The organism is Sphingomonas sp. SAFR-052, assembly GCF_051965015.1.
Lineage (GTDB): Bacteria > Pseudomonadota > Alphaproteobacteria > Sphingomonadales > Sphingomonadaceae > Sphingomonas.
In genome coordinates this window covers 98965-118281 of record NZ_JBQCMO010000008.1, presented here as the reverse complement: position 1 = coordinate 118281, position 19317 = coordinate 98965, and the positions used below count along the sequence as shown (strand labels likewise).

Here is a 19317-nt window from a genome sequence, read left to right as displayed (position 1 = left end):
CGGGGAAGGAGCCGCACGCGCAACTGGAGACAGCGCGTGCCCCGGCGAAGGCCGGGGTCCGGTTGGGAAGACTTCTCGGTATCTTACGAATGTCCCAAACTGTGCGCCGGCCTACATCGTAGCAGGAGACGAGGTAGGCGATCGGGGCAGCCGACACGGTTCGCTTCCCCCGTCCGTCCCGCGCGTGGCCAGCCCCCTCCACCATCCTGCGGATGGTCCCCCTCCCCGCGGGCGGGGAGGATTTTAGCTGGCGGCAATCCGTTGCCGGTCCGCCTGTGGCCAGCCCCCTCCACCACCGCTTCGCGGCGGTCCCCCTCCCCGCGGGGCGGGGAGGATTTGGGGCCTGCGATATATAGAGTCCGTCTTTGGATGCCGGACGCCGAAAACCCCCGGCGGCCGGTGGGCCGTCGGGGGCTGGTCCCGTTACCGGGAGGACCGCTGCCGCCGCCTTCATACAAGGGGGAACGACGGCAGCGGAGCCGAGATTAGCCGAGCAGCTTGAGCACGCCCTGCTGCGACTGGTTGGCCTGCGCCAGCATCGCGGTCGATGCCTGGCCGAGGATCTGCGCCTTGGCGAGCGCGGTCGATTCCGACGAGAAGTCGGTGTCTTCGATGCGGCTGCGGGCTTCCTGCAGGTTCGACGAGGTGGTAGTCAGGTTGTTGACGGTAACCTGCAGACGGTTCTGCACCGCACCGAGATCGCCACGGATCGACGAGACCTTGTCAAGCGCCTTGTCGATCGCTTCCATCGCCACCGACGCATTTGCCTGGGTCGAGACGTTCAGCGCGCCACCGACCATGTCCTTCACGCCGCCCTGGGCAGCGAGACCGACCTTGTCCAGCGATGCCGACTTGCCTTCGACCCGGATTTCGGCCCCGGTATCCGACTTAAGTTCGATACGACCGCGCAGCGTGAAGGCGGTAGCAGCGGTACCGTCGTCGCCCTTCATCGACAGGACCGTGGTCGGCGCGGTACCCGTGGCGTCTTCCGCCAGCTTGATGTCGTTACCGGTCGACGACGTCAGGATCAGGTTGCCGGCTTCGTCGCTCGAAGCAACCAGGCCGCTGATACCCGCATCGTTAATGTTCTTAACGACGTCGGACATCGACATGCCCGTCGCACCGTCGGTGTCCGCAAACGTCACCTGTGCACCGTTGATGAACAGGTCTTGGCCAGCGGTGATCTTCGTAGCGTCGAGCGCAACGATCGCCTTCGTGCTGGCAGTCGCAGTGACGCCGGTTTCAGCGCTCTTTGCGTTGATTGCAGCCGCCTTCGAAGCCGCAGACGCGTCGTTGGACGAACCGATTGCCACCCCATTGATCTTCACGTCGTCGGTGCCATCGAGAAGACCGGTTCCAGTGGTCGACCCCTTCACCTTGTCCGTGCCGGTCGTTTCGTTCAGGCCGATCGCCGTGAGATCGCCAGCGACGCCGCTCGTTCCGCGCTTGATATCGATCGGCTGACCATTCGAGCTGCTCAGCGCTACGAAACCGCCATAGGTCCCGTTGGTGAAGCCGGCCTTGCCGGAGTCAGCGCCGCCGATCGTGATGGTCTTGCCAGTGTCGTTCGACAGAACGATCTTGCCTTCGCTGTCGAGCTGGGCGCTGATGCCGCCCACGTCGCGGTTGATCTTGTCCACCAGTTCCTGGCCATTCGCGCCAGTGATATTGACAGCGGCACCGCCGCCGACGGCAATGGTGAAGCCGGTCGCGCTGGTCACGCCGCCCTGGGCGATGGGACCACCGCCAACGGTATTGTACGCCTTGGCAGACACGCCAGTCTGACCGGTGTTCGCGTTGATCGCGGCAGCAGCTTCCTCCGCGCCGCCGGTGGTCAGCGCCGTACCGAGCGCGTTCTTGCCGTTGAACTGGATGTCGCCCACCGCGACAGTCGCGTTGTTGATGCGACCGGTGGTCGCTTCGCCCTCGACCCGGTAGCCGTTCAGACCGAGCGCAGTCGCCGACGTGTTGGCAAGCGAAACCGAGGTCGTCTGACCGGCCTGCGAGCCGGTCTGCAACTTGACGCTCTTGACGGTGCCGTCAAGCAGGTTGATGCCGTTGAAGTTCGTCTTGGTCGAAATGTCGTTGATCTGCGCGGTCAGCTGACCGACTTCCGACTGGAGCGCCTTGCGTTCCGAGGCGCCCAGCGAGCCGTTGGCGGCTTGCCCTGCCAGTTCCTTCATGCGCTGCAGCATGTTGGTGACTTCGCCCAGCGCGCCTTCGGCGGTCTGCGCCATCGAGATGCCGTCGTTCGCGTTGCGCGCCGCGACTGCCATGGTCTTGATCTGGCTGGTCATGCGGGTGGCGATGGCGAGGCCGGCGGCGTCGTCCTTGGCCGAGTTGATGCGCTTGCCGGTCGACAGGCGCTCCATCGACGCCTTCAGGGCATCGTTCGCGGCGGACGAGGCGTTGGCGGCGCGGAGCGATCCGATGTTGGATCCGATAACGGTCATTGGGTGTGTCCTCCAGTCTGACTTCCAGCGCCCCGTGGTCCCCCCTTGATGAAGCGTACGGGAACGAAGCTGCTGCCCGGAGAAACGGCACGCCCAAGCCGGGTTTAAGCGAAAAAATTGGCCCCTCGCGCGCGCGGGGGAGCGCACGCGGCATACAGAGCCGAATCGGGCAGCATTTTACCGGGCGTTAACCAGCCTGCCGGCAAAGAGGTGCCGTACAGGGGAATCATCAACCGATGCGCTCGATCTATCCATCCGCTGCCGTCCTCGCTTCGAAGTTCACGCTCGTGTCGTCGCTGCGCGCGCAGGGGTTCGTGCTGGCCAATGCCGGGCAGAAGCCGGGCCCGGCCGATGTGTTCCTGATCATGGAAGGCGAAGTGCCGCCGATCGCGTCGCGCACGCTGGTGCTGGCCGAGGGACCGGTCAGCGCGACGCCGTTCGCCGATGGCCGCCCCGCCCGCCTGTGCTACACTCATGCCGATACCGAACTGGCCCATGCCTTTGCCGCGGCGCTGCTGTGCGGCCGGCATGTGGCAGTCGCCGCCGATCCCGAGAGCCTTGCGCTGCAGGCGCTGGCCCGCCGCGTCGCCGCTGCCGACATCACCGTGCTGGTCAACGGCCCGACCGGCACCGGCAAGGAAGTGCTGGCGCGCACCATCCATGCCGAGAGCAGCCGCGCCGCCGGCCCGTTCGTCGCGATCAACTGCGCCGCGCTGCCCGAAACCATGCTCGAAGCGATGCTGTTCGGCCATGTGAAGGGCGCGTTCACCGGCGCGGGCGCGGCGGGCGAAGGCTTCTTTCGCGCGGCGCATGGCGGCACGCTGCTGCTCGACGAAATTGCCGAGATGCCGCTGCCGCTGCAAGCCAAGCTGCTGCGCGTGTTGCAGGAACGCGAAGTCGTGCCGATCGGCGCGACGCAGGCCGAGGCGGTCGACGTCCGCGTCGTCGCCTGCGCCAATCGCGATTTGCAGGAAGAGGTCGCCGCCGGCCGCTTCCGCGCCGATCTCTATTACCGGTTGAGCGTGTTCCCGCTGTCGACCCGCGCGCTCGCCGATCGGCCGGGCGACGTCGCGGCGCTGGCGGCGGCGATGGTCGTGCGCCATGCCGCCGGTCGGGCGACGCTGCCATGGATTTCGGACGAGGCGCTGGCGATGCTGGTGCGCCACGACTGGCCAGGCAATGCCCGCGAGCTGGAGAATGTGATCCAGCGCGCGCTGCTGCTGGGCATGGGCGACCGGATCGAGGCGCAGGACATCGTTTTCGATCGCGCCGGCCCGGCCGCCGCCCCGCGCGTGGCCGAACCGGTCGCGGCGACGCTGACCAACATCGTGCAAATCCACGAATTCGCCGCGATCCGCCGGACGCTGGAGGAATGCGGCGGCAACCGGATCGAGACCGCCCGGCGGCTGGGCATTTCGGAGCGGACGCTCCGCTACCGCCTCGCCAAGGCGCGTGAGGCCGGCGAAATGCTGACGCCCGCGCAAGCCGTGGCGGCGTCGGCATGAGCGTCGGGGGTGTCGGCGGCGCGATGGGCGTCGACCGGGTGATGCAGCTGCGCGCGCAGATCCTCGAGCGCAACCAGGCGCTGTCGAAGGCGAATGCGCAGGTCGCGGCGGCCCCCGCCCCGGCGGCGGAACCGGCCAAGCCGGCCAGCTTCGCCGATACGCTGGGCGAGGCGCTGAAGGGCGTCAACGCGCAACAGAACAAGGCGAGCGACCTGTCGGCGATGTACGAACGCGGCGAGACCGTGGACATCGCCAAGGTGATGATGGCGCGCCAGCAGGCATCGGTCGGCTTCGAGGCGACGATGCAGGTCAGGAACAAACTCTTGTCCGCCTACAAGGACATCATGAGCATGCCGGTCTGATATGGAAAACGCACTCGCCACCACCGGCGCAGGCGGCGTTCCCGCCCCCGCTGCCCCCGCCTCCGCCAAGTTCGCCAACCCGCTGACCCAGATCGGCGGGATCATGAAGAACCCCGCCGTCAAGCGCAGCCTGCCAATGATCTTCATCGTCGGGCTCGTCCTGTCGGCGGCGCTGGCATGGATGGCGCTGGCCACCCCGCCGCAGCGCGTGCTGTTCCCGCAGCTGCCCGACAGCGACAAGCAGGCGGTGGTCGACGCGCTGACCGCGGCGAAGATCGACAGCAGCGTCGACGATTCGGGCGGGATCACCGTCGCCGAGGACGATTATCACCGCGCCCGCATCCTGTTGGCGGGCCAAGACCTGCCCAAGGCGGCGCCGGGCGGCTATGCCATCCTCGACCAGTTGCCGATGGGCGTGTCGCGCGCCGTCGAGGGCGAGCGGCTGCGCCAGGCGCGCGAGACCGAACTGGCCAAGTCGATCGGCGAGATCGAGTCGGTGGCGGACGCGCGCGTCCACCTCGCCATGCCCGAAAGCTCGGTATTCGTGCGCGACAATGCGCAGCCATCGGCGTCGGTCATCGTCCGCCTCGAACCCGGTCGCAGCCTTACGCAGGCGCAGGTCCGCTCGATCGTCAACCTCGTCGCCAGCTCGGTGCCGGGGATGAAGCCCGATCAGGTAACGATCATCGACCAGATGGGTGCGCTGCTGAGCAAGCCGAGCGACGGCAGCGATGCCAGCACCCTGTCGGACGAGCGGATCGATTATCAGCGCCGCATCGAGGACAAGTATCGCGCGCAGCTCAACACGCTGCTGACCCCGCTGCTGGGCGCCGGCAATTTCTCGGCCGAGATCCAGGCGGACGTCGATCTGGACGAGAGCCAGGCGACGCGCGAAAGCTATGACAAGCAGGGCGTGGTCCGTGCCGAACAGGGTAACTGGCAGGGCAATACCCCCGGCGAGACGACGCCCGGCGGCATTCCCGGTGCGCTGAGCAACACCGCGCCCGCCGCATCGACGCTGGCGACCGCGACGCCGGGTCCGGCCGGGGCAACCGTGCAGCCGGGTACGGCGCCGGGTGCCACCCCGCCGGTCAAGACCAGCGAGAATTTCAACCGCGCCTATGACCTGGGCAAGGAAGTGTCGGTGACGCGCGCTGCCCCCGGATCGATCCGGCGGCTGTCGGTGGCGGTGCTGCTGCGCGAACCCGAAGGCGGCAAGCCGCGCACTCCGGCTGAGATCCAGCAGATCAACGACCTGGTGAAGGCGGCGGTCGGCTTCAACCAGCAGCGCCAGGACACGGTCACCGTCATCAGCCGCAAATTCTCGCCCGATGCCGTCGCCGGCGAAGTGGCGCGGCCATGGTACGATGCCGACTGGGTGCCGATGGCGGCGCGCAACGGCACCGCACTGGTCATCGCGCTGCTGGTGCTGTTCATGGGCGTCCGCCCGATGGTCAAGGCGATCAACGAGAAGCGCAAGGCCGAGGCCGCCGCCGAGACCGCGCGCATCGCCGCCCAGGAAGCCGCCGCGCAGGCCGCGCTGGCCGGGCCCGCCGAACCGGCCGCGCCCGAGCCGGTGAGCATGGAGATGCTGGAGAGCGCGCGCAGCTATGACGACCGGGTCGGGCTGGTCCGCGGCTTCACCCGCGACAATCCGGCGCGCGCCGCGCTCGCCGTCCGCGACATGATCCAGTCGGATGCCAAGCAGTGAACGCCCCCACCCGTATCCATAGCGGTGTCGAACGCGCCGCCGTCCTGATGATGCTGGTCGGCGAGGAGGAAGCCGCCGCGATCCTGCAGAAGCTGGACCCCGAAGAGGTGCAGCAGCTGGGCAAGGCGATGTTCACCGTCGCCGATGTCAGCGAGGACGAGGTGACCGTAGTCCTCGACGATTTCGTCGAGAAGGCGCGCGAGCGGACCACCGTCGGCTTCGATCCGCGCCCGCATATCGAGCAGGTGATGAACAAGGCGCTGGGCGCCGACAAGGCCGAGAGCGTGCTGGCCAAGATCACGCCGATCGAGACCGCGTGCCAGATCGAACTGCTCGACTGGATGGACGCGGGCGAGATCGTCGGCCTCATCAAGGACGAGCATCCGCAGATCGCCGCCGTGCTGCTCGCCAATCTCGACCCCGCCGTCGCCGCGCAGGTGCTGGAGGGGCTGCCCGAAGTGGTGCAGCCGCAGATCCTGCACCGCATCGCCAAGCTGGGCCCGATCACGCCCGAGGCGATCGACACGCTGAAGTCGATGCTGTCGCGCCGTTCGTCCGGGCGGACCAGCGGTACCGGCGTGCAGCTGGGCGGGGCGAAGGACGCGGCCAAGATCCTGTCGTCGGGGCGCAAGGCGACCGAGAACCGGGTCATGCCGAAACTGGCCAAGATCGACCGCGACATCGCGCGCCAGATCGAGGACCAGCTGTTCGTCTTCGACAACCTGCTGGAGATGGACGACAAGAATCTGGGCGTGCTGATCCGCAACGTCGACAGCGACCTGCTGGTGCGGGCGCTCAAGGGCGTCGACGAGACCGGCCGCAACCGCTTCCTCGGCTGCATGTCGGCGCGCGCCGCCGACGGCATCCGCGACGAGATCGAGGCGCGCGGTCCGATGAAGCTTGCCGAGGTGCTCGACGCGCAGAAGGGCGTCATCACCGTCGCCCGCCAGCTGGCCAAGGACGGCACGATCATGATGGGCGGCGGCGACGACGACTATGTTTGAGAGCGCCCCGCCACGCGGCGCGCCGGGCGGCTTCGTCGCCGGCTTCGCCAGCCGCCATGTCGCCGCCGCCGACATCCTCGCCCGCGCCTTCGGTGCGCCCGATCCGTTCGCCGAGACGGGCGTCGTACCGGTGCGCCCCGCCGACTTCGGCGCGGCGGCCCCGGCAGAGGCACCGATGCCGGGCGGCCCCAAGCATTTCCGCCCAGCCGATCCCGACCATAATCCGACCGAGGGCTGGGACCCGTTCTGCGCCAGTGCTGGCGACGTCGCAGCGACGACGCTAGACCCGGTCGCCGAGGCGCATGCCGCCGGCTATGCCGAGGGTCTGGCCGCTGCCGCCGCCGCCAGCCAGTCCGATCACGCGCGCGACCATGCGCTGCTGGCGCGGCTGGCCGAGGCGCTGGGCACCGCGACGCACATCGACCGCGAGGCGATGGCGACGCGGCTGCGCCAGACGGTGCTGACGCTGGTCCGCCAGATCGTCGGCGAGGTCGGCGTGTCGGCCAACCATCTGGCCGAACGGATCGACGCCGCCGCCGAACTGCTGGCCGACAGCGCCGAATCGGCGATCCTGCGCATGCACGAAACCGACATCCCGCTGGTCGAGGGCAAACTGCCCAAGGCGGTGTTCCCTGTCGCCGATCCGGCGGTCGAACGCGGCGGCTTCATTCTCGAAAGCGCGTCGACGGTGGTCGAGGACGGCCCGTCGCTGTGGCTGGAGCAGCTGGGTGCCGCCATCGAAACCGTACCGGTGCCCGTATCATGCTGAACCGCTTCGCCGACGATTATCTGGGGGCGCTGGCCCCGACCGGATTCCGCCCGCGCGCGCGGGTCGCGGGGCGGCTGTCGTCCTATGACGGACTGTTGATGGAGGCGGTCGGGCTGTCGCTGCCGGTCGGGACCGTGTGCCAGGTCGGTACCGGCGATGGCGGCCATATCGAGGCGGAGGCGATCGGCTTTCGCAACGGCAAGACGCTGATGATGAATCTGGGCGGTCCCGCCCCCCTCCTTCCCGGAGCGTTGGTGCGGCCGGGCGACAAGCCGGGCGAGGCCGAGGTCGGCGAGGCGATGCTGGGCCGGGTCGTCGACGGTGCGGGCAAGCCGATCGACGGCAAGGGGCCGATCCGCGGTGCCGGCCGCTGGCCGCTGGCCGGCCGTATCCAGTCGCCGCTCGACCGCGGTCGCGTGCTCGAGCCGATGGACGTCGGCGTCCGCGCGATCAACGGGCTACTGACGATCGGTCAGGGCCAGCGCGTCGGCATCATGGCGGGGTCGGGCGTCGGCAAGTCGGTGCTGCTCGGCATGATGGTCCGCGCCGCCAAGGCCGATGTGATCGTCGTCGGCCTGATCGGCGAGCGCAGCCGCGAAGTGTCCGACTTCCTCGAAACCAAGCTGAAGGGCGATGCGCGGGCGCGCTCGGTCGTGGTCGCGGTGCCGGCCAATCATTCGCCGGTGCTGCGTATCCGCGGCGCGCTGCGCGCGACCGCGATCGCCGAGGCGTTTCGCGAACAGGGCAAGAAGGTCCTGCTCATTATCGATTCGCTGACCCGCGTCGCGCATGCGGGCCGCGAGATCGGTCTGGCACTAGGCGAACCGGCGTCGGCACGTGGCTACCCGCCCTCGGCAATTGCGATGCTGCCGGGGCTGATCGAGCGCGCAGGCACGTGCGTGCGGACCGGCGGGTCGATCACCGCGATCTATACCGTGCTGGCCGATGGCGACGACAATAGCGACCCGGTGGTCGACTCCGCACGGTCGATCCTAGACGGGCATATCGTGCTCAGCCGGCAGTTGGCCGAGCGCGGCGTCTATCCGGCGATCGACCTCGGGCCGTCGGTCAGCCGGGTGATGACCGATATCGCCGAGCGGCCGCATCTGGCCGCCGCGCGCGTGCTGCGCCGTCATCTGGCGACGTATGAGGAAAATCGCGATCTGGTGCTGATGGGCGCGTACCGCCCCGGCACCGATGCCGCGATCGACGGGGCGCTCGCCGCCCATCCGGCGGTCATGGAATATGTGAAGCAGGATTCGGACGAGATCGTATCGCTCGACGATGCGGTCGCCGAACTGGTGGGCGTGTTCGGTGGCTGACAAGGCGAAGCGGCTGTCGCGGGTGCTGCGCGTGCGCACCATGCAGCTGAACCTGACGCAGGCCGAGGAGGCCCGCGCCGCCGCGCGCGTCGCCGACGAGATCGCGCTGCGCGACCGGATCCGCACGCTGGCCGACGCGGTATCACCGGTGCCGACCCCCAGCGCGACCGCCGCCGCCCTGGGCGCCGCCGCCCATTATCGCGAACGGCTGCATGCGACGGCGCAGGTCGTCGAACAGCGGGTGGTACAGGCCGATCAGGGGCTGGAACGCGCGCGATCGGCAACGATGACCGCCAAGCGCGACCAGAGCGCGGTCGAAAAGCTGCTCGAGCGCGCCCATGCCGCTCGCGCCTTGCGCGAATTGCGCGCGATGGAAAATGCACCGCCGGTGCGCCGACCCAATCGGCACGATCCTTGCTGATCGACCGGTCGAACGCTTGACGGATCGACCTATGCAGCTTCTCTCCGCCCTATCCAGTACCGCTTCCCCATTAGCGATGCAGGCCGTGCCAATGGCCGGCGTCGCGGCAGACGCGTTCGCCGCGCTGTTCGCCGGGATCGTGCCGGACGCGGGCGACGGGCGGCAGGCGGCTGCCGAGGGCGGCAAGGCGTTGCCGGTGGTGCCGCCGGTTGCGGTTGCTGCGCCTCCGGTCCTTGCGCCGGTCGCGCCCGATCCGGTGGTCGCGCCGGTGCTGCCGGTATCGGCCAGCGAGGCGATCGCGATGGTGCCGGCCGAACCGAACCCAGCGCCGGCCGTCCGCGATGCGGTGCCGGTGGTGGTCGCCGCCGCGGTGGTGGGTGCGCTGAAACTGTTGCCCGACGACGCGCCGGTCACGGTCCGGCAACCCGATCCCAAACCTGAGCCCGTGATCCAGCCGACGCCCGCCCGGTTCGCGCCGCCGCTGCCAGTGCGCGCGCGGCGCGTGGCCGACGAACCGGCGCTGCCGACGCCCGACAGTGACGATGCCGAAGCGGTCGAGGATGGCGACGCGCCGATCCTGGTCGTGGCGAACGATGCACCGCGGATCGACCTGCCGCCGATGGTGGCGATACCCGCCGACGCATTGGCACCGGTGCCAGAGGACAGCGCGCCGGAAATGAAGGTGATCGGGCCGAAGGTGGCGGACGCAACGGTCGCGGAGACGATGCCGCCCTCCGTCGTTGCAGGCCCGACGCTGCAAGGTGACGGCAAGGTCGCGCCCAATCGCCCTGCCCCGTCTGCCCAAGCCGCGATCGATGCACCGCATACCCCCAGCGACACGCCGGAGGCGCCCGTCGCCGACCCCGTAGCGACGATGCCGACCGCCGCCCGGCCGGTGCGGACCGCAGCGACGCGCCAGGCTGCGAACGCCGAAACGACGGCACGTCGGGACGCATCTTCCGCTCAGCCGGTAATGCCCGACCTGCGCGGTGGCCGGCCCGTCGCTCCGGCTCCGGTCGTCATCGACAAGATCGCGCGCGCCGACCAGCCGGTCGCGCCCGACGTGCCGGGTCGCCCGCCCGCGCCTCCGGTCGGCATCGGCAATATCCGTCGCTCCGACCAGCCTGCAGCGACTCCGACCATTCCCACGGCGGCGCCCGCGCCGCGCTTCGCGCCCGTCGACCGTGGCGCGCAGCCCGGTGCGCCGATCGTCGATCCGGTCCGGCCGGCCTGGCAGGTAGGAACGCCCGACGCTCCCGTGGCGGTTGTCACGACTGAGCCGCAACCCGTAGTCGCGCCGGCGGCAGCCGACCCGATCATCGGCGACGTGTCGATAGCGCCCAACGATCCGGTTGCGCAGGTCGCCCAGCCGGTGCCGCCGGTCGTGGCGCAGGCGCTGCCGCCCACCATGCAGCCCCAGCCCGTCCAGCCGGAGACGGTCGCGCCGGTCGCGATCCCGCCGGTGGTGCAGGCCGCCCCCCGCCGCGCCGCACCGATCGCCACCGCGCGCGCTGTCCCGATCGAGGGGCCTGTCGCCGAAACATCGCGCGCCCCCGTCGCCGATGCGAGCGTGCCCGTGGCGGATCCGGTCGCCCGTCCGGCCGAACGCGCGTCAATCGCCGAGCCCGTTCGCGCGCCGATCGCCGATGCTGCGCCGCGTCCGGCCTATCCGGTCGTGATCGATCAGCCGGCGGTCGCCTTCACGCTGCCGACCGGGCGGGCGATCCCGGCGCAACCGGTCGCCCAACCGCTGACCGCCAATCGCCAGACGATTGCGGGTGAGGCGAGCGCGCCGGTCGTGTCGGTCGCTGCACCGACCGCGCAGCCCAAGGCACCGCCGGTCACCCGCGTCGCGTCCGCGCCCGCCCCGGAAGCGGTGGCCGAGGCCGTGCTGGCCGACGGCCCTGCCCCGCGCCCGCGTCGCGACGACGATGCGCCGCCGCTGCCGACGCTGGCCGCCCCGGCGATCGACGCCGCGACGCTGCGTCCGGTATCCGCGCCGGTCACCGCCCAGCAGCCGCATCTCGACACCCGCCAGCCGCAATGGATGGAGGGGATGATCGACCGGATCGAGACCCTGCGCGACGCATCGCCGACGCAGGGCGAGACCCGCATCCGCCTGTCACCCGATGCGCTGGGCGATGTCGAAATCGCGCTCCGCACGTCCGAGGACGGCCGCGTCCATGTCCATTTCAGCAGCGACAATGCCGATGCCGGCCGCCTGCTCGCCGATGCGCAGCCGCGGCTGGTGCAGCTGGCCGAGGCGCGCGGGCTGAAACTGGGTGGTATGCAGGTCGATGTCGGCACGCAGCAACAGCCATCGCAGCGCCAGGCACAGGACCAGGGATCGCCGCAGCCGCGCGCGCCCCGCTCCGCCTTTGCCGACGCGCAGGCGCCCTCCACCCGAACCGATAATCGTATCGCCTAAGGAACCACGACATGAGCGACAAGGAGACGCCGGAGGAAAAGCCGGCGAAGAAGAAAGGCAAGCTGGTCAAGATACTGGTCATGGTCGTCGGCGTCGTCGCCCTGCTGGGCGGGGGCGTCGGTGCCGGGCTGTATGCCAGTTCGTCGGGCCTGATCGGCGGCGGCGGCGGCCATGGTGAGAAGGAACCGCCCGAGGAGAAGAAGGATCTGCCCAAGCTGGTCCCGAAGTCCGAAGAGGTGAAGGCCGGCGCCGGCGGTGAAGGCGGCGAAGGTGGCGGTCATGGCGGCGGCGGCGAAGGCGGATCGGCCGAACATGGCGACGAAAACAGCCGGCCGACGCCCGAAATGGAGGGCGGCGATCGCTGGGCATCGACCTATTATGCGATGGAAAAGGAGTTCACCTCCAACCTGTCCGACAGCACGCACTTCATTCAGGTAGGCGTCGCGATCTCGACCTCGTACGACAACAAGGTGATCGAGAATCTAAAGACCCACGAGATCGCGATTCGCTCGGCGATCCTGCTCGCGCTGGGCGAGACGACCGAGGATCAGGTGTTCACGCCGGAGGGCAAGAAGCAGCTGTCGCTCCGCATCAAGAAGGCGATCAACGACACGCTGGAGCAAAAGGAAGGCTTTGGCGGCATCGGTAACGTTTATTTTACCACGTTTGTGGTTCAGTAAACGCGCATGGTTAACAGCTCGTCCACCGCGCCCGAAGGCAGCGCACGGAGTCGCCGTACGGCGGCTGCGTCGCATGCGCCGAGCCTGGGGGCGGCGAACCTAAATCCCTTTGGCGACCTGCGTGCGCTCGAACACCTGTCGGCCCGCATGGCGCGGTCACTGCGGCAGGTGTTCGAACCGTTGCTCCGGCGCGGGGTCAAGAGCTGGGCCGAGCCGGTCGAGGTCGACCGGTTCGCGGGCTATTGCGCCGCGCGCCGCGCGCACGGGCTGACCGGGTGGGTGCCGCTGACGCTGTCGACCGGGGGAAGCCCGGCGATCGTGGTCATCGACGGCACCTTCCTGCTCGAAACGCTCGACATCTTCTTCGGCGGGTTCGGCGAGGCGCCCAATCCGATGCCGGTCGAATTCTCGCCCGCCGCTGAAGCGATGCTGCGCCGGCTGGCGACGGCCATCGCCGCGCCGCTCGGCGAGGCATGGGGGCCGCTGGCCGGCATCGCGTTCGAACCCGGCACGCCCGAGGCCAATCCGGCGATGATGGGCGCGATCGACGGCGAGGATGCGGTGATCGCCACCCGCTTCGCGCTCGAGGTCGGCGATGCGATGCTGCCGACCTATATCGACATCCTCTATCCGGTCGCGGCGCTCAAACCCCATGCGCCGCAATTGTCGACCAAGGTCCATGGTCGCAGCGAACCCGATTTGAAATGGCGGTCGGGGCTGACCCGCGCGGTGATGGGCGTGAAGCTGCCGGTGCGGTCGGTACTGGCCGAACCGGTCGTGTCGCTCGCCACCTTGCTCGAACTCAAGGAAGGCGACATCATCCCGATCAATTTCGGGCCGCAGGTGCCGGTATGGGTGTCCAACCGGCGGCTGGGCACGGGCACGGTCGGCACCGCCAACGGGCAGGCCGCGATCAAGCTGAACTCCATCGACCCCGGTTTCGAAGAGGAATTCCAATGAACGAGATGACCGGCGGCTTCCCCGCCGAAGCGTCGCTCGCCGCCAATTTCAAGCTGTTGCAGGATGTCGACGTCCGCCTGACCGTCGAGATCGGGTCGACGCAGCTGAGCCTGCGCGAACTGCTGGCCTTGAGCGAATCGAGCGTGATCGAGCTGGACCGCGGCGCCAACGAACTGCTCGACGTGTTCGTCAACGGCACGCTGATCGGCCGGGGCGAGGTCGTGACCGTCGGCGACCGGTTCGGCGTGCGCATGACCGAACTGGTCAGCCCCGACAAGCGGGTCAGCCGCTGATGATGTGGTCGTACATCCTGAAGCTCGTCATCCTCCTGCCGCTGGTGTGCGGGCTGATGATCGGCTGCCTATATCTGTGGCGCCGGCTCGAAGCGCGGATGCCCGGCAACCAGGGTGAACGGCTGGTCAAGGTGCGCGAGACGATGATGGTATCGACCGGCACCAAGATCGCGGTGCTGGAGTTTCAGGGGCGGCAATTGCTGGTGTCGGTCAGCCGCAACGGCGTGACGCTGCTCGACCGGGGCGACAAGTGACCGGGCTGGCGAGGCCGATTGCGGTGGCCGGGCGGATCACCGCTCCCCTGCGGGTTCCCCGTCCGTCGCGCGCGCGCGCGGACTGGCGGTTCGAACTGGTGCTCGCCGCGATCGGCGTCGCGCTGATGCTGTTCCTTGCGGTGCCGGCGATGGCGCAAGGGGTGCCGGCCGCCCCCGCCCCTGCCCCCGGTGCCGCCGACGCGCTCGACCGGGCGCTGGGGCAACTGGGCGGGGCGAACGACGCGCCGATGGCGCTGTCGCTGCAGATCCTCATCATCATGGGGCTGTTGTCGGTCCTGCCCGGCATCCTGCTGATGATGACCAGCTTTACCCGCATCATCATCGTGCTGGCGGTGCTGCGCCAGGCGCTGGGCCTGCAACAGACGCCGCCCAACCAGGTGCTGATCGGCCTGTCGCTGTTCCTGTCGCTGTTCGTGATGTCGCCGGTGATCGGCCGCATCAACGAGTCGGCGATCAAACCCTATGCCGCCGGCCAGATCAGCTCGACGCAGATGATCCAGAATGCCAGCCTGCCGCTGCACGCCTTCATGCTGAAGCAGACCCGGACCAAGGACGTGACGATGTTCGCGCAGATGGCGAAGAGCGGCCCGATCGCCTCGCCCGCCGACACGCCCTTCTCGATCCTGCTGCCGGCGTTCGTCACCAGCGAACTCAAGACCGCGTTCCAGATCGCGTTCCTGATCTTCCTGCCGTTCATCGTCATCGATCTGGTGGTGGCGACGGTCCTCATGTCGCTTGGCATGATGATGTTGTCGCCGACGATCATATCGTTGCCCTTCAAGCTGCTGCTGTTCGTGCTGGTCGATGGCTGGGCGCTGACCATGGGCAGCCTCGCCGCGTCGTTCGTGAGTTAGGCCGATGGACGCGGGCTATTTCATGACCGTCGCGCGCGAGGCGATGTGGGTGCTGGCGCTGGTCGCGGCACCGATCCTGATCCCGGCGCTGGTGTCGGGCTTGATCCTCGGCATGATCCAGGCGGCGACGTCGATCAACGAACAGACGCTGTCGTTCGTGCCGAAGCTGGCGGTCGTCGGCATCAGCCTGGCGGTGTTCGGGGGCATGATCCTCGGCCTGCTGAGCGATTTCACGACCAGTATCTTCGAGCGGATTCCGGATCTGGTCCGGTAGGCGATGACGGGGGCCGTTCCCGCATGGCGTACCCCCGCGCAGGCGGGGGTCCAGGGTACCGGGCGTTGGCGCTCGTGGCCCTGGACCCCCGCCTGCGCGGGGGTACGGCGTAGGGAGATCCTCCCATGCTAGGTTTCGGCCTCGCGGTCGAGCCGCAGCTCTGGGCACTGCTCTTCACCATGGTCCGGGTCGGGGCGGCGTTCATCGTCGCGCCGGTATTCGGCGCGGTGGCGATGCCGGTGCAGGTGCGGGTGCTGCTGTCGGGGGCGATCGCGGTGCTGGTACTGCACGCGCAGGCCTTCGCCATTCCGACGGAAGTGTTTTCGCTCGCCACCTTCCTCGCCATCGCCGCCGAAGGGCTGGTCGGCCTCGCCATCGGTTTCGTCCTGCAGATCGCCTTCGCCGCGCCGTTGATCGCCGCCGAAGTCATCGGCATGTCGATGGGCATCGGCTTTGCGGCGATGGTCGATCCGCAGAACGGCGCGCAAAGCCCCGCGCTCGGCACCTTCCTGTCGGTGTTGCTGACGCTGCTGTTCCTGTCGCTCGACGGGCATCTGATCCTGATCGACCTGATCGTGCGATCCTATGAACTGCTGCCGCCGGGGGCGGCGTGGCTGTCCCCCGCCAAGCTGGAGAATATCGCGATCTTCGGCGGTTACGCCTTTCTGTCGGGACTGTTGCTGGCTTTGCCGGTCGGGTTCCTGCTGCTCTGCCTGAACCTCGTCATGGGCATGTTGTCCCGCTCCGCCCCCGCACTGAACCTGTTCGCGGTGGGCATGCCCGCCAGCCTGTTCGTCGGCGTCGTCGCAATGTTCGTCGCGCTGCCGGCGATGACCGACTATATGCTGGTCATCGTCCAGGAGGCGCTCGACGCCGCACAACGATTGGTGCTGGGATGAGCGAGGATAAAACCGAAAGCCCGACACAGAAGCGCCTCGACAAGGCGCGCGAAGACGGGGACATCCTCAAATCCAAGGAACTGGGTACCGCGCTGGTGGTGCTGGCCGGGTGCGGCTGGCTGGCGATGTTCGGGCCGTCGCTGGTCGCGGCGTGCAAGGCGGTGATGACCGCCAGCTTCCGCTTCGGCCGTGCCGATGTCGAGGATTTCCAGCCATGGCGCCCGCTGGTCGAGGCGGGGTGGAAGCTGGCGATGCCGGTCGGCAGCGTGCTGATCTTCGCGGTCGTCGCCGGCATCGTGACGCAAGCCGGGCTGACCGGCATCAAGTTCAACGGCGGCGCGCTGGCGCCCAAGGGGTCGCGGATCAACCCGGCCTCGGGGCTGAAGCGCATCTTCGGGCCGCAGGGGTGGATCGAACTCGGCAAGTCGCTGCTGAAGGTCATCCTGCTCGGCGCGATCGGCTATGTGATGCTCAAATCGGCGGCGGTCAGCTCGATGGGGCTGGTGTCGTCGAACGTCGAACAGGCGATTTCGGACCTCGGCGGCACGTTCCTGACGCTGTTGTTCGTGATGGCGGGCGGGCTGGTGCTGATCGCCGGGCTCGACGTGCCGCTCGCGATCTTCCAGCGGATGCAGCGCCTGCAGATGACCAAGCAGGAAGTGCGCGACGAGCATAAGGAAAGCGACGGCGATCCGCATGTGAAGGCGCAGATCCGCCAGCGCCGCCACGAGATACTGAAGGGCGGATTCAAGGCCGCGGTGGGCGAGGCGCATGTCGTGCTGACCAACCCGACCCATTTCGCCGTCGCGCTGCGCTACGCCCATGGGCGCGATCAGGTGCCGGTGGTGGTCGCCAAGGGACGCGGTGCGACCGCGCTGGCGATCCGCGAACTGGCGGCGGAAGCAAAGATCCCGATGCTCGAATATCCGCAGCTGGCGCGTGCCGTCTATTACACCAGCAAGCAGGGCCAGGAGATCCGCGACGACCTGTACCTCGCCATCGCGACGGTGCTGGCGTTCGTGTTCGGCGTCAACCGGCAGGCGGGCGGCATCCAGCCGCCGGTCACCGTGCCGCCCGAGGCGCGCTTCGACGAAAACGGCAAGATTTCCGCTTAAAGCGTCCTAAAGATTCCGGCGATTGTGCCGTTTGATGGGGTAAGCATTCGCGCGGGGAACACACGATGGCGATCACGACCAGTACGGCGACCGCGTCGACCACCACCCCCAAGACCACGACGACCAAGGCGACGACCCCCAACCTTGCCAACGCGCTGGGCGCCGGGTCGGGCGTCGACACGACCGCGCTGGTCCAGAGCCTGGTCGAGGCGCAGTTCGCCAACAAGAATGCGCAGCTGACCAAGAAGTCGGAGACGCTGACCGCGCAGATCTCGGCGGTGTCCGAACTGAAATCGGGCATTTCCAGCTTTGCCAGCGCCTTGTCGACGCTGGCCGAAACCGGCGGGCTGTCGACGCAGCTGAGCAGCAGCGGCGCGGCGGTCAAGGTGTCGGTCGCGACCGGATCGAAGGTAGCGAGCCTGAACGCCAGCGTCAGCGTCGCCCGCCTCGCCACGCCGCAGGTCGCGGTGACCAAGGACACGTTCGCGACGACCGGGTCGATCGGCACCGGCACGCTGCAACTCAAACTCGGCAGCGTCGGGGCCGACGGCACCTTTGCCGCCAACGGCACGACCATCCCGCCGATCACGATCACCGCCAGCGATGCCGCATCGTTGCAGGGCGTCGCCGACAAGATCACCGCCGCGAAGGCCGGGGTGACCGCCAGCGTCGTGACCGACGCCAACGGTCAGCGGCTGGTGCTGCGCAGCACCGAGGGTGCGAACCAGGCCTTCACCCTGACCGCGACCCCCGCCAGCGGCAGCGCGGTGCCGGGGCTGGAGCGGCTGAACGTCGATTTCGACACCGACAATGGCGGCGCCGACGTCGTGACCCGCGCGGGCAATGCGGTCTTCAGCATCGACGGCGTGCCGATGGTCAGCGCGTCGAACAAGGTGACCGGCGAGCCCGGCGTGAACCTCGAACTCAAGGCGGTGACCACCGACGGGCCGGTGACGCTGTCGTCGTCCAAGCCGACCGAGGCGCTGACCGAGGCGGTGAACAATGTCGTCGCCGCCTATAACGAGATGCTGGCATCGGTGAACAAGGCGACCGATGCGATCACCGGCGACCTGCGTGCCGACCCGGCGGCGCAGTCGCTCAAACGGTCGCTGCAGAAGCTGAGCATCGCCGACCTGACCGGCGCGAAGGACGGCAGCCCTACCACGCTGGCGTCGATCGGCATCGCCACCAACAATGACGGCACGCTGCGCGTCGACAAGGACATGCTGACCCGCGCGCTCGCCACCAATCCCGATGCGGTCGAGGCGATGTTCGCGGCCGGCACCGGCACCGACAAGACCACCGGCACCAGCCTGCCCGCCGCGCTGAACCGCATCGCCGCCAATGCCAAGAGCACGACGCTGGGCCTCGGCGCCAGCGACAAGCGCTATGCCGAGGCGCAGACGGTGCTGGCCAAGGAACAGGCCAAGGTCGCCGAACAGACCGAAACCACCTCCACCCGCATGACGCAGCAGTTCGCGGCGTCCGAAGCCCGTGTCGCCGCGTACAAGGCCCAGCAGACCTTCATGGAAAACCAGATCAAGATGTGGACGCGGAGCGAATAAATGACCCGCTATGCCACCGCCCTGGCGGGCGATCCCGCCCAGACCTATCGATCGGTCGACCTGGCCGCCCGCACCGGTGGCGCCGACCCGCATGCCCTGGTGTCGCTGCTGTACGAGGAAGCGATCCGTGCGCTCCGCTCCGCGGCATGGGCGACCGACAACCGCCAATATGCGATGAAGGGCGACCGCGTGACCCGCGCGACCGCGATCCTGTTCGCGCTGGAGGCCGGGCTCGATTTCGACAAGGGCGGCGACCTGTCGCAGACGCTGTCGCGGCTTTATACCGGTTTGCGCGAACAGATCGTCAACGCCAGCATCGGACAGGATTCGCGGCCGTTCCTGAATGCCGCCGCGTCGCTGACCGATATCGCCGAGGCGTGGGAAGCGGTCCGCCCGCGTTGATGGTGGCATCGCCGCGCCCGATCCG

General features: G+C 68.6%; 19 protein-coding genes. 18 read left to right on the top strand and 1 reads right to left on the bottom strand.

Features of this window, described 5'->3' with window-relative positions; genetic code table 11:
* Nucleotides 1–485: 485 nt before the first annotated feature.
* Nucleotides 486–2453, bottom strand: a complete 1968-nt coding sequence (locus ACTHQV_RS14690; RefSeq protein ID WP_440491300.1) for a flagellin N-terminal helical domain-containing protein — start codon at nucleotides 2451–2453, stop codon at nucleotides 486–488.
* Nucleotides 2454–2689: 236 nt separating this feature from the next.
* Between ACTHQV_RS14690 and ACTHQV_RS14685 the strand changes: the two genes are divergently transcribed.
* The 18 genes from ACTHQV_RS14685 (at nucleotide 2690) to ACTHQV_RS14600 (ending at nucleotide 19292) form a co-directional block, all read left to right on the top strand.
* Nucleotides 2690–3958, top strand: coding sequence for a sigma 54-interacting transcriptional regulator (locus tag ACTHQV_RS14685; RefSeq protein ID WP_440491298.1), 1269 nt, complete (start codon nucleotides 2690–2692; stop codon nucleotides 3956–3958).
* Nucleotides 3955–4320 (top strand): flagellar hook-basal body complex protein FliE, encoded by a 366-nt coding sequence (gene fliE, locus ACTHQV_RS14680; RefSeq protein ID WP_440491296.1) that lies wholly within the window; start codon nucleotides 3955–3957, stop codon nucleotides 4318–4320. The genes ACTHQV_RS14685 and fliE overlap by 4 nt, the downstream gene beginning before the upstream one ends.
* 1 nt (nucleotide 4321) lies before the next feature.
* The gene (gene fliF / locus ACTHQV_RS14675) at nucleotides 4322–6031 is read left to right on the top strand and encodes a flagellar basal-body MS-ring/collar protein FliF (RefSeq protein WP_440491295.1); all 1710 of its coding nucleotides are present in this window, start codon (nucleotides 4322–4324) and stop codon (nucleotides 6029–6031) included.
* Nucleotides 6028–7035: a flagellar motor switch protein FliG gene (fliG, locus tag ACTHQV_RS14670; RefSeq protein ID WP_440491294.1), complete on the top strand. Its 1008-nt coding sequence runs from the start codon at nucleotides 6028–6030 to the stop codon at nucleotides 7033–7035. Before fliF ends, fliG begins: the two co-directional genes overlap by 4 nt.
* Nucleotides 7028–7804, top strand: coding sequence for a FliH/SctL family protein (locus tag ACTHQV_RS14665; RefSeq protein ID WP_440491292.1), 777 nt, complete (start codon nucleotides 7028–7030; stop codon nucleotides 7802–7804). Before fliG ends, ACTHQV_RS14665 begins: the two co-directional genes overlap by 8 nt.
* Nucleotides 7798–9126 (top strand): FliI/YscN family ATPase, encoded by a 1329-nt coding sequence (locus ACTHQV_RS14660; protein ID WP_440491291.1) that lies wholly within the window; start codon nucleotides 7798–7800, stop codon nucleotides 9124–9126. Before ACTHQV_RS14665 ends, ACTHQV_RS14660 begins: the two co-directional genes overlap by 7 nt.
* Complete coding sequence (locus tag ACTHQV_RS14655) at nucleotides 9119–9547, top strand: hypothetical protein (protein ID WP_440491290.1); 429 nt, start codon at nucleotides 9119–9121, stop codon at nucleotides 9545–9547. Before ACTHQV_RS14660 ends, ACTHQV_RS14655 begins: the two co-directional genes overlap by 8 nt.
* A 76-nt stretch (nucleotides 9548–9623) precedes the next feature.
* Nucleotides 9624–11975 carry a flagellar hook-length control protein FliK gene (locus ACTHQV_RS14650; RefSeq protein WP_440491288.1) on the top strand — a complete coding sequence of 784 codons (2352 nt, stop codon included), beginning with the start codon at nucleotides 9624–9626 and terminating at the stop codon, nucleotides 11973–11975.
* Nucleotides 11976–11986: 11 nt separating this feature from the next.
* Entirely contained in the window at nucleotides 11987–12655 is a 669-nt protein-coding gene (locus ACTHQV_RS14645) for a flagellar basal body-associated FliL family protein (RefSeq protein ID WP_440491287.1), read from the top strand.
* Nucleotides 12656–12661: 6 nt separating this feature from the next.
* Nucleotides 12662–13615 (top strand): flagellar motor switch protein FliM, encoded by a 954-nt coding sequence (locus ACTHQV_RS14640; RefSeq protein WP_440491285.1) that lies wholly within the window; start codon nucleotides 12662–12664, stop codon nucleotides 13613–13615.
* Nucleotides 13612–13908, top strand: coding sequence for a flagellar motor switch protein FliN (fliN, locus tag ACTHQV_RS14635; RefSeq protein WP_056453091.1), 297 nt, complete (start codon nucleotides 13612–13614; stop codon nucleotides 13906–13908). Before ACTHQV_RS14640 ends, fliN begins: the two co-directional genes overlap by 4 nt.
* Entirely contained in the window at nucleotides 13908–14162 is a 255-nt protein-coding gene (locus ACTHQV_RS14630) for a FliO/MopB family protein (protein ID WP_056002736.1), read from the top strand. Before fliN ends, ACTHQV_RS14630 begins: the two co-directional genes overlap by 1 nt.
* Before the next feature lie 125 nt (nucleotides 14163–14287).
* On the top strand, nucleotides 14288–15037 hold the full coding sequence (fliP, locus tag ACTHQV_RS14625) for a flagellar type III secretion system pore protein FliP (protein ID WP_440491380.1): 750 nt from the start codon (nucleotides 14288–14290) through the stop codon (nucleotides 15035–15037).
* A 4-nt stretch (nucleotides 15038–15041) separates the two neighbouring features.
* On the top strand, nucleotides 15042–15311 hold the full coding sequence (gene fliQ / locus ACTHQV_RS14620; protein WP_056453084.1) for a flagellar biosynthesis protein FliQ: 270 nt from the start codon (nucleotides 15042–15044) through the stop codon (nucleotides 15309–15311).
* 125 nt (nucleotides 15312–15436) lie between these two features.
* Entirely contained in the window at nucleotides 15437–16210 is a 774-nt protein-coding gene (gene fliR, locus ACTHQV_RS14615) for a flagellar biosynthetic protein FliR (RefSeq protein WP_440491283.1), read from the top strand.
* Nucleotides 16207–17325 (top strand): EscU/YscU/HrcU family type III secretion system export apparatus switch protein, encoded by a 1119-nt coding sequence (locus ACTHQV_RS14610; RefSeq protein ID WP_440491282.1) that lies wholly within the window; start codon nucleotides 16207–16209, stop codon nucleotides 17323–17325. The genes fliR and ACTHQV_RS14610 overlap by 4 nt, the downstream gene beginning before the upstream one ends.
* A 65-nt stretch (nucleotides 17326–17390) precedes the next feature.
* Complete coding sequence (gene fliD, locus ACTHQV_RS14605; RefSeq protein WP_440491280.1) at nucleotides 17391–18890, top strand: flagellar filament capping protein FliD; 1500 nt, start codon at nucleotides 17391–17393, stop codon at nucleotides 18888–18890.
* Nucleotides 18891–19292 carry a flagellar export chaperone FliS gene (locus ACTHQV_RS14600; protein ID WP_440491278.1) on the top strand — a complete coding sequence of 134 codons (402 nt, stop codon included), beginning with the start codon at nucleotides 18891–18893 and terminating at the stop codon, nucleotides 19290–19292. It abuts the gene before it with no gap.
* The last annotated feature ends 25 nt before the right edge of the window (nucleotides 19293–19317 follow it).

Excerpts from the sequence above, each read along its gene's own strand:
- ACTHQV_RS14690 (WP_440491300.1), bottom strand. The coding sequence starts at position 2,453 with ATGACCGTTATCGGATCCAACATCGGATCGCTCCGCGCCGCCAACGCC.
- ACTHQV_RS14685 (WP_440491298.1), top strand. The coding sequence starts at position 2,690 with ATGCGCTCGATCTATCCATCCGCTGCCGTCCTCGCTTCGAAGTTCACG.
- fliE (WP_440491296.1), top strand. The coding sequence starts at position 3,955 with ATGAGCGTCGGGGGTGTCGGCGGCGCGATGGGCGTCGACCGGGTGATG.
- fliF (WP_440491295.1), top strand. The coding sequence starts at position 4,322 with ATGGAAAACGCACTCGCCACCACCGGCGCAGGCGGCGTTCCCGCCCCC.
- ACTHQV_RS14665 (WP_440491292.1), top strand. The coding sequence starts at position 7,028 with ATGTTTGAGAGCGCCCCGCCACGCGGCGCGCCGGGCGGCTTCGTCGCC.
- ACTHQV_RS14660 (WP_440491291.1), top strand. The coding sequence starts at position 7,798 with ATGCTGAACCGCTTCGCCGACGATTATCTGGGGGCGCTGGCCCCGACC.
- ACTHQV_RS14650 (WP_440491288.1), top strand. The coding sequence starts at position 9,624 with ATGCAGGCCGTGCCAATGGCCGGCGTCGCGGCAGACGCGTTCGCCGCG.
- ACTHQV_RS14645 (WP_440491287.1), top strand. The coding sequence starts at position 11,987 with ATGAGCGACAAGGAGACGCCGGAGGAAAAGCCGGCGAAGAAGAAAGGC.
- ACTHQV_RS14640 (WP_440491285.1), top strand. The coding sequence starts at position 12,662 with ATGGTTAACAGCTCGTCCACCGCGCCCGAAGGCAGCGCACGGAGTCGC.
- fliN (WP_056453091.1), top strand. The coding sequence starts at position 13,612 with ATGAACGAGATGACCGGCGGCTTCCCCGCCGAAGCGTCGCTCGCCGCC.
- ACTHQV_RS14630 (WP_056002736.1), top strand. The coding sequence starts at position 13,908 with ATGATGTGGTCGTACATCCTGAAGCTCGTCATCCTCCTGCCGCTGGTG.
- fliP (WP_440491380.1), top strand. The coding sequence starts at position 14,288 with ATGCTGTTCCTTGCGGTGCCGGCGATGGCGCAAGGGGTGCCGGCCGCC.
- fliQ (WP_056453084.1), top strand. The coding sequence starts at position 15,042 with ATGGACGCGGGCTATTTCATGACCGTCGCGCGCGAGGCGATGTGGGTG.
- fliR (WP_440491283.1), top strand. The coding sequence starts at position 15,437 with ATGCTAGGTTTCGGCCTCGCGGTCGAGCCGCAGCTCTGGGCACTGCTC.
- ACTHQV_RS14610 (WP_440491282.1), top strand. The coding sequence starts at position 16,207 with ATGAGCGAGGATAAAACCGAAAGCCCGACACAGAAGCGCCTCGACAAG.
- fliD (WP_440491280.1), top strand. The coding sequence starts at position 17,391 with ATGGCGATCACGACCAGTACGGCGACCGCGTCGACCACCACCCCCAAG.
- ACTHQV_RS14600 (WP_440491278.1), top strand. The coding sequence starts at position 18,891 with ATGACCCGCTATGCCACCGCCCTGGCGGGCGATCCCGCCCAGACCTAT.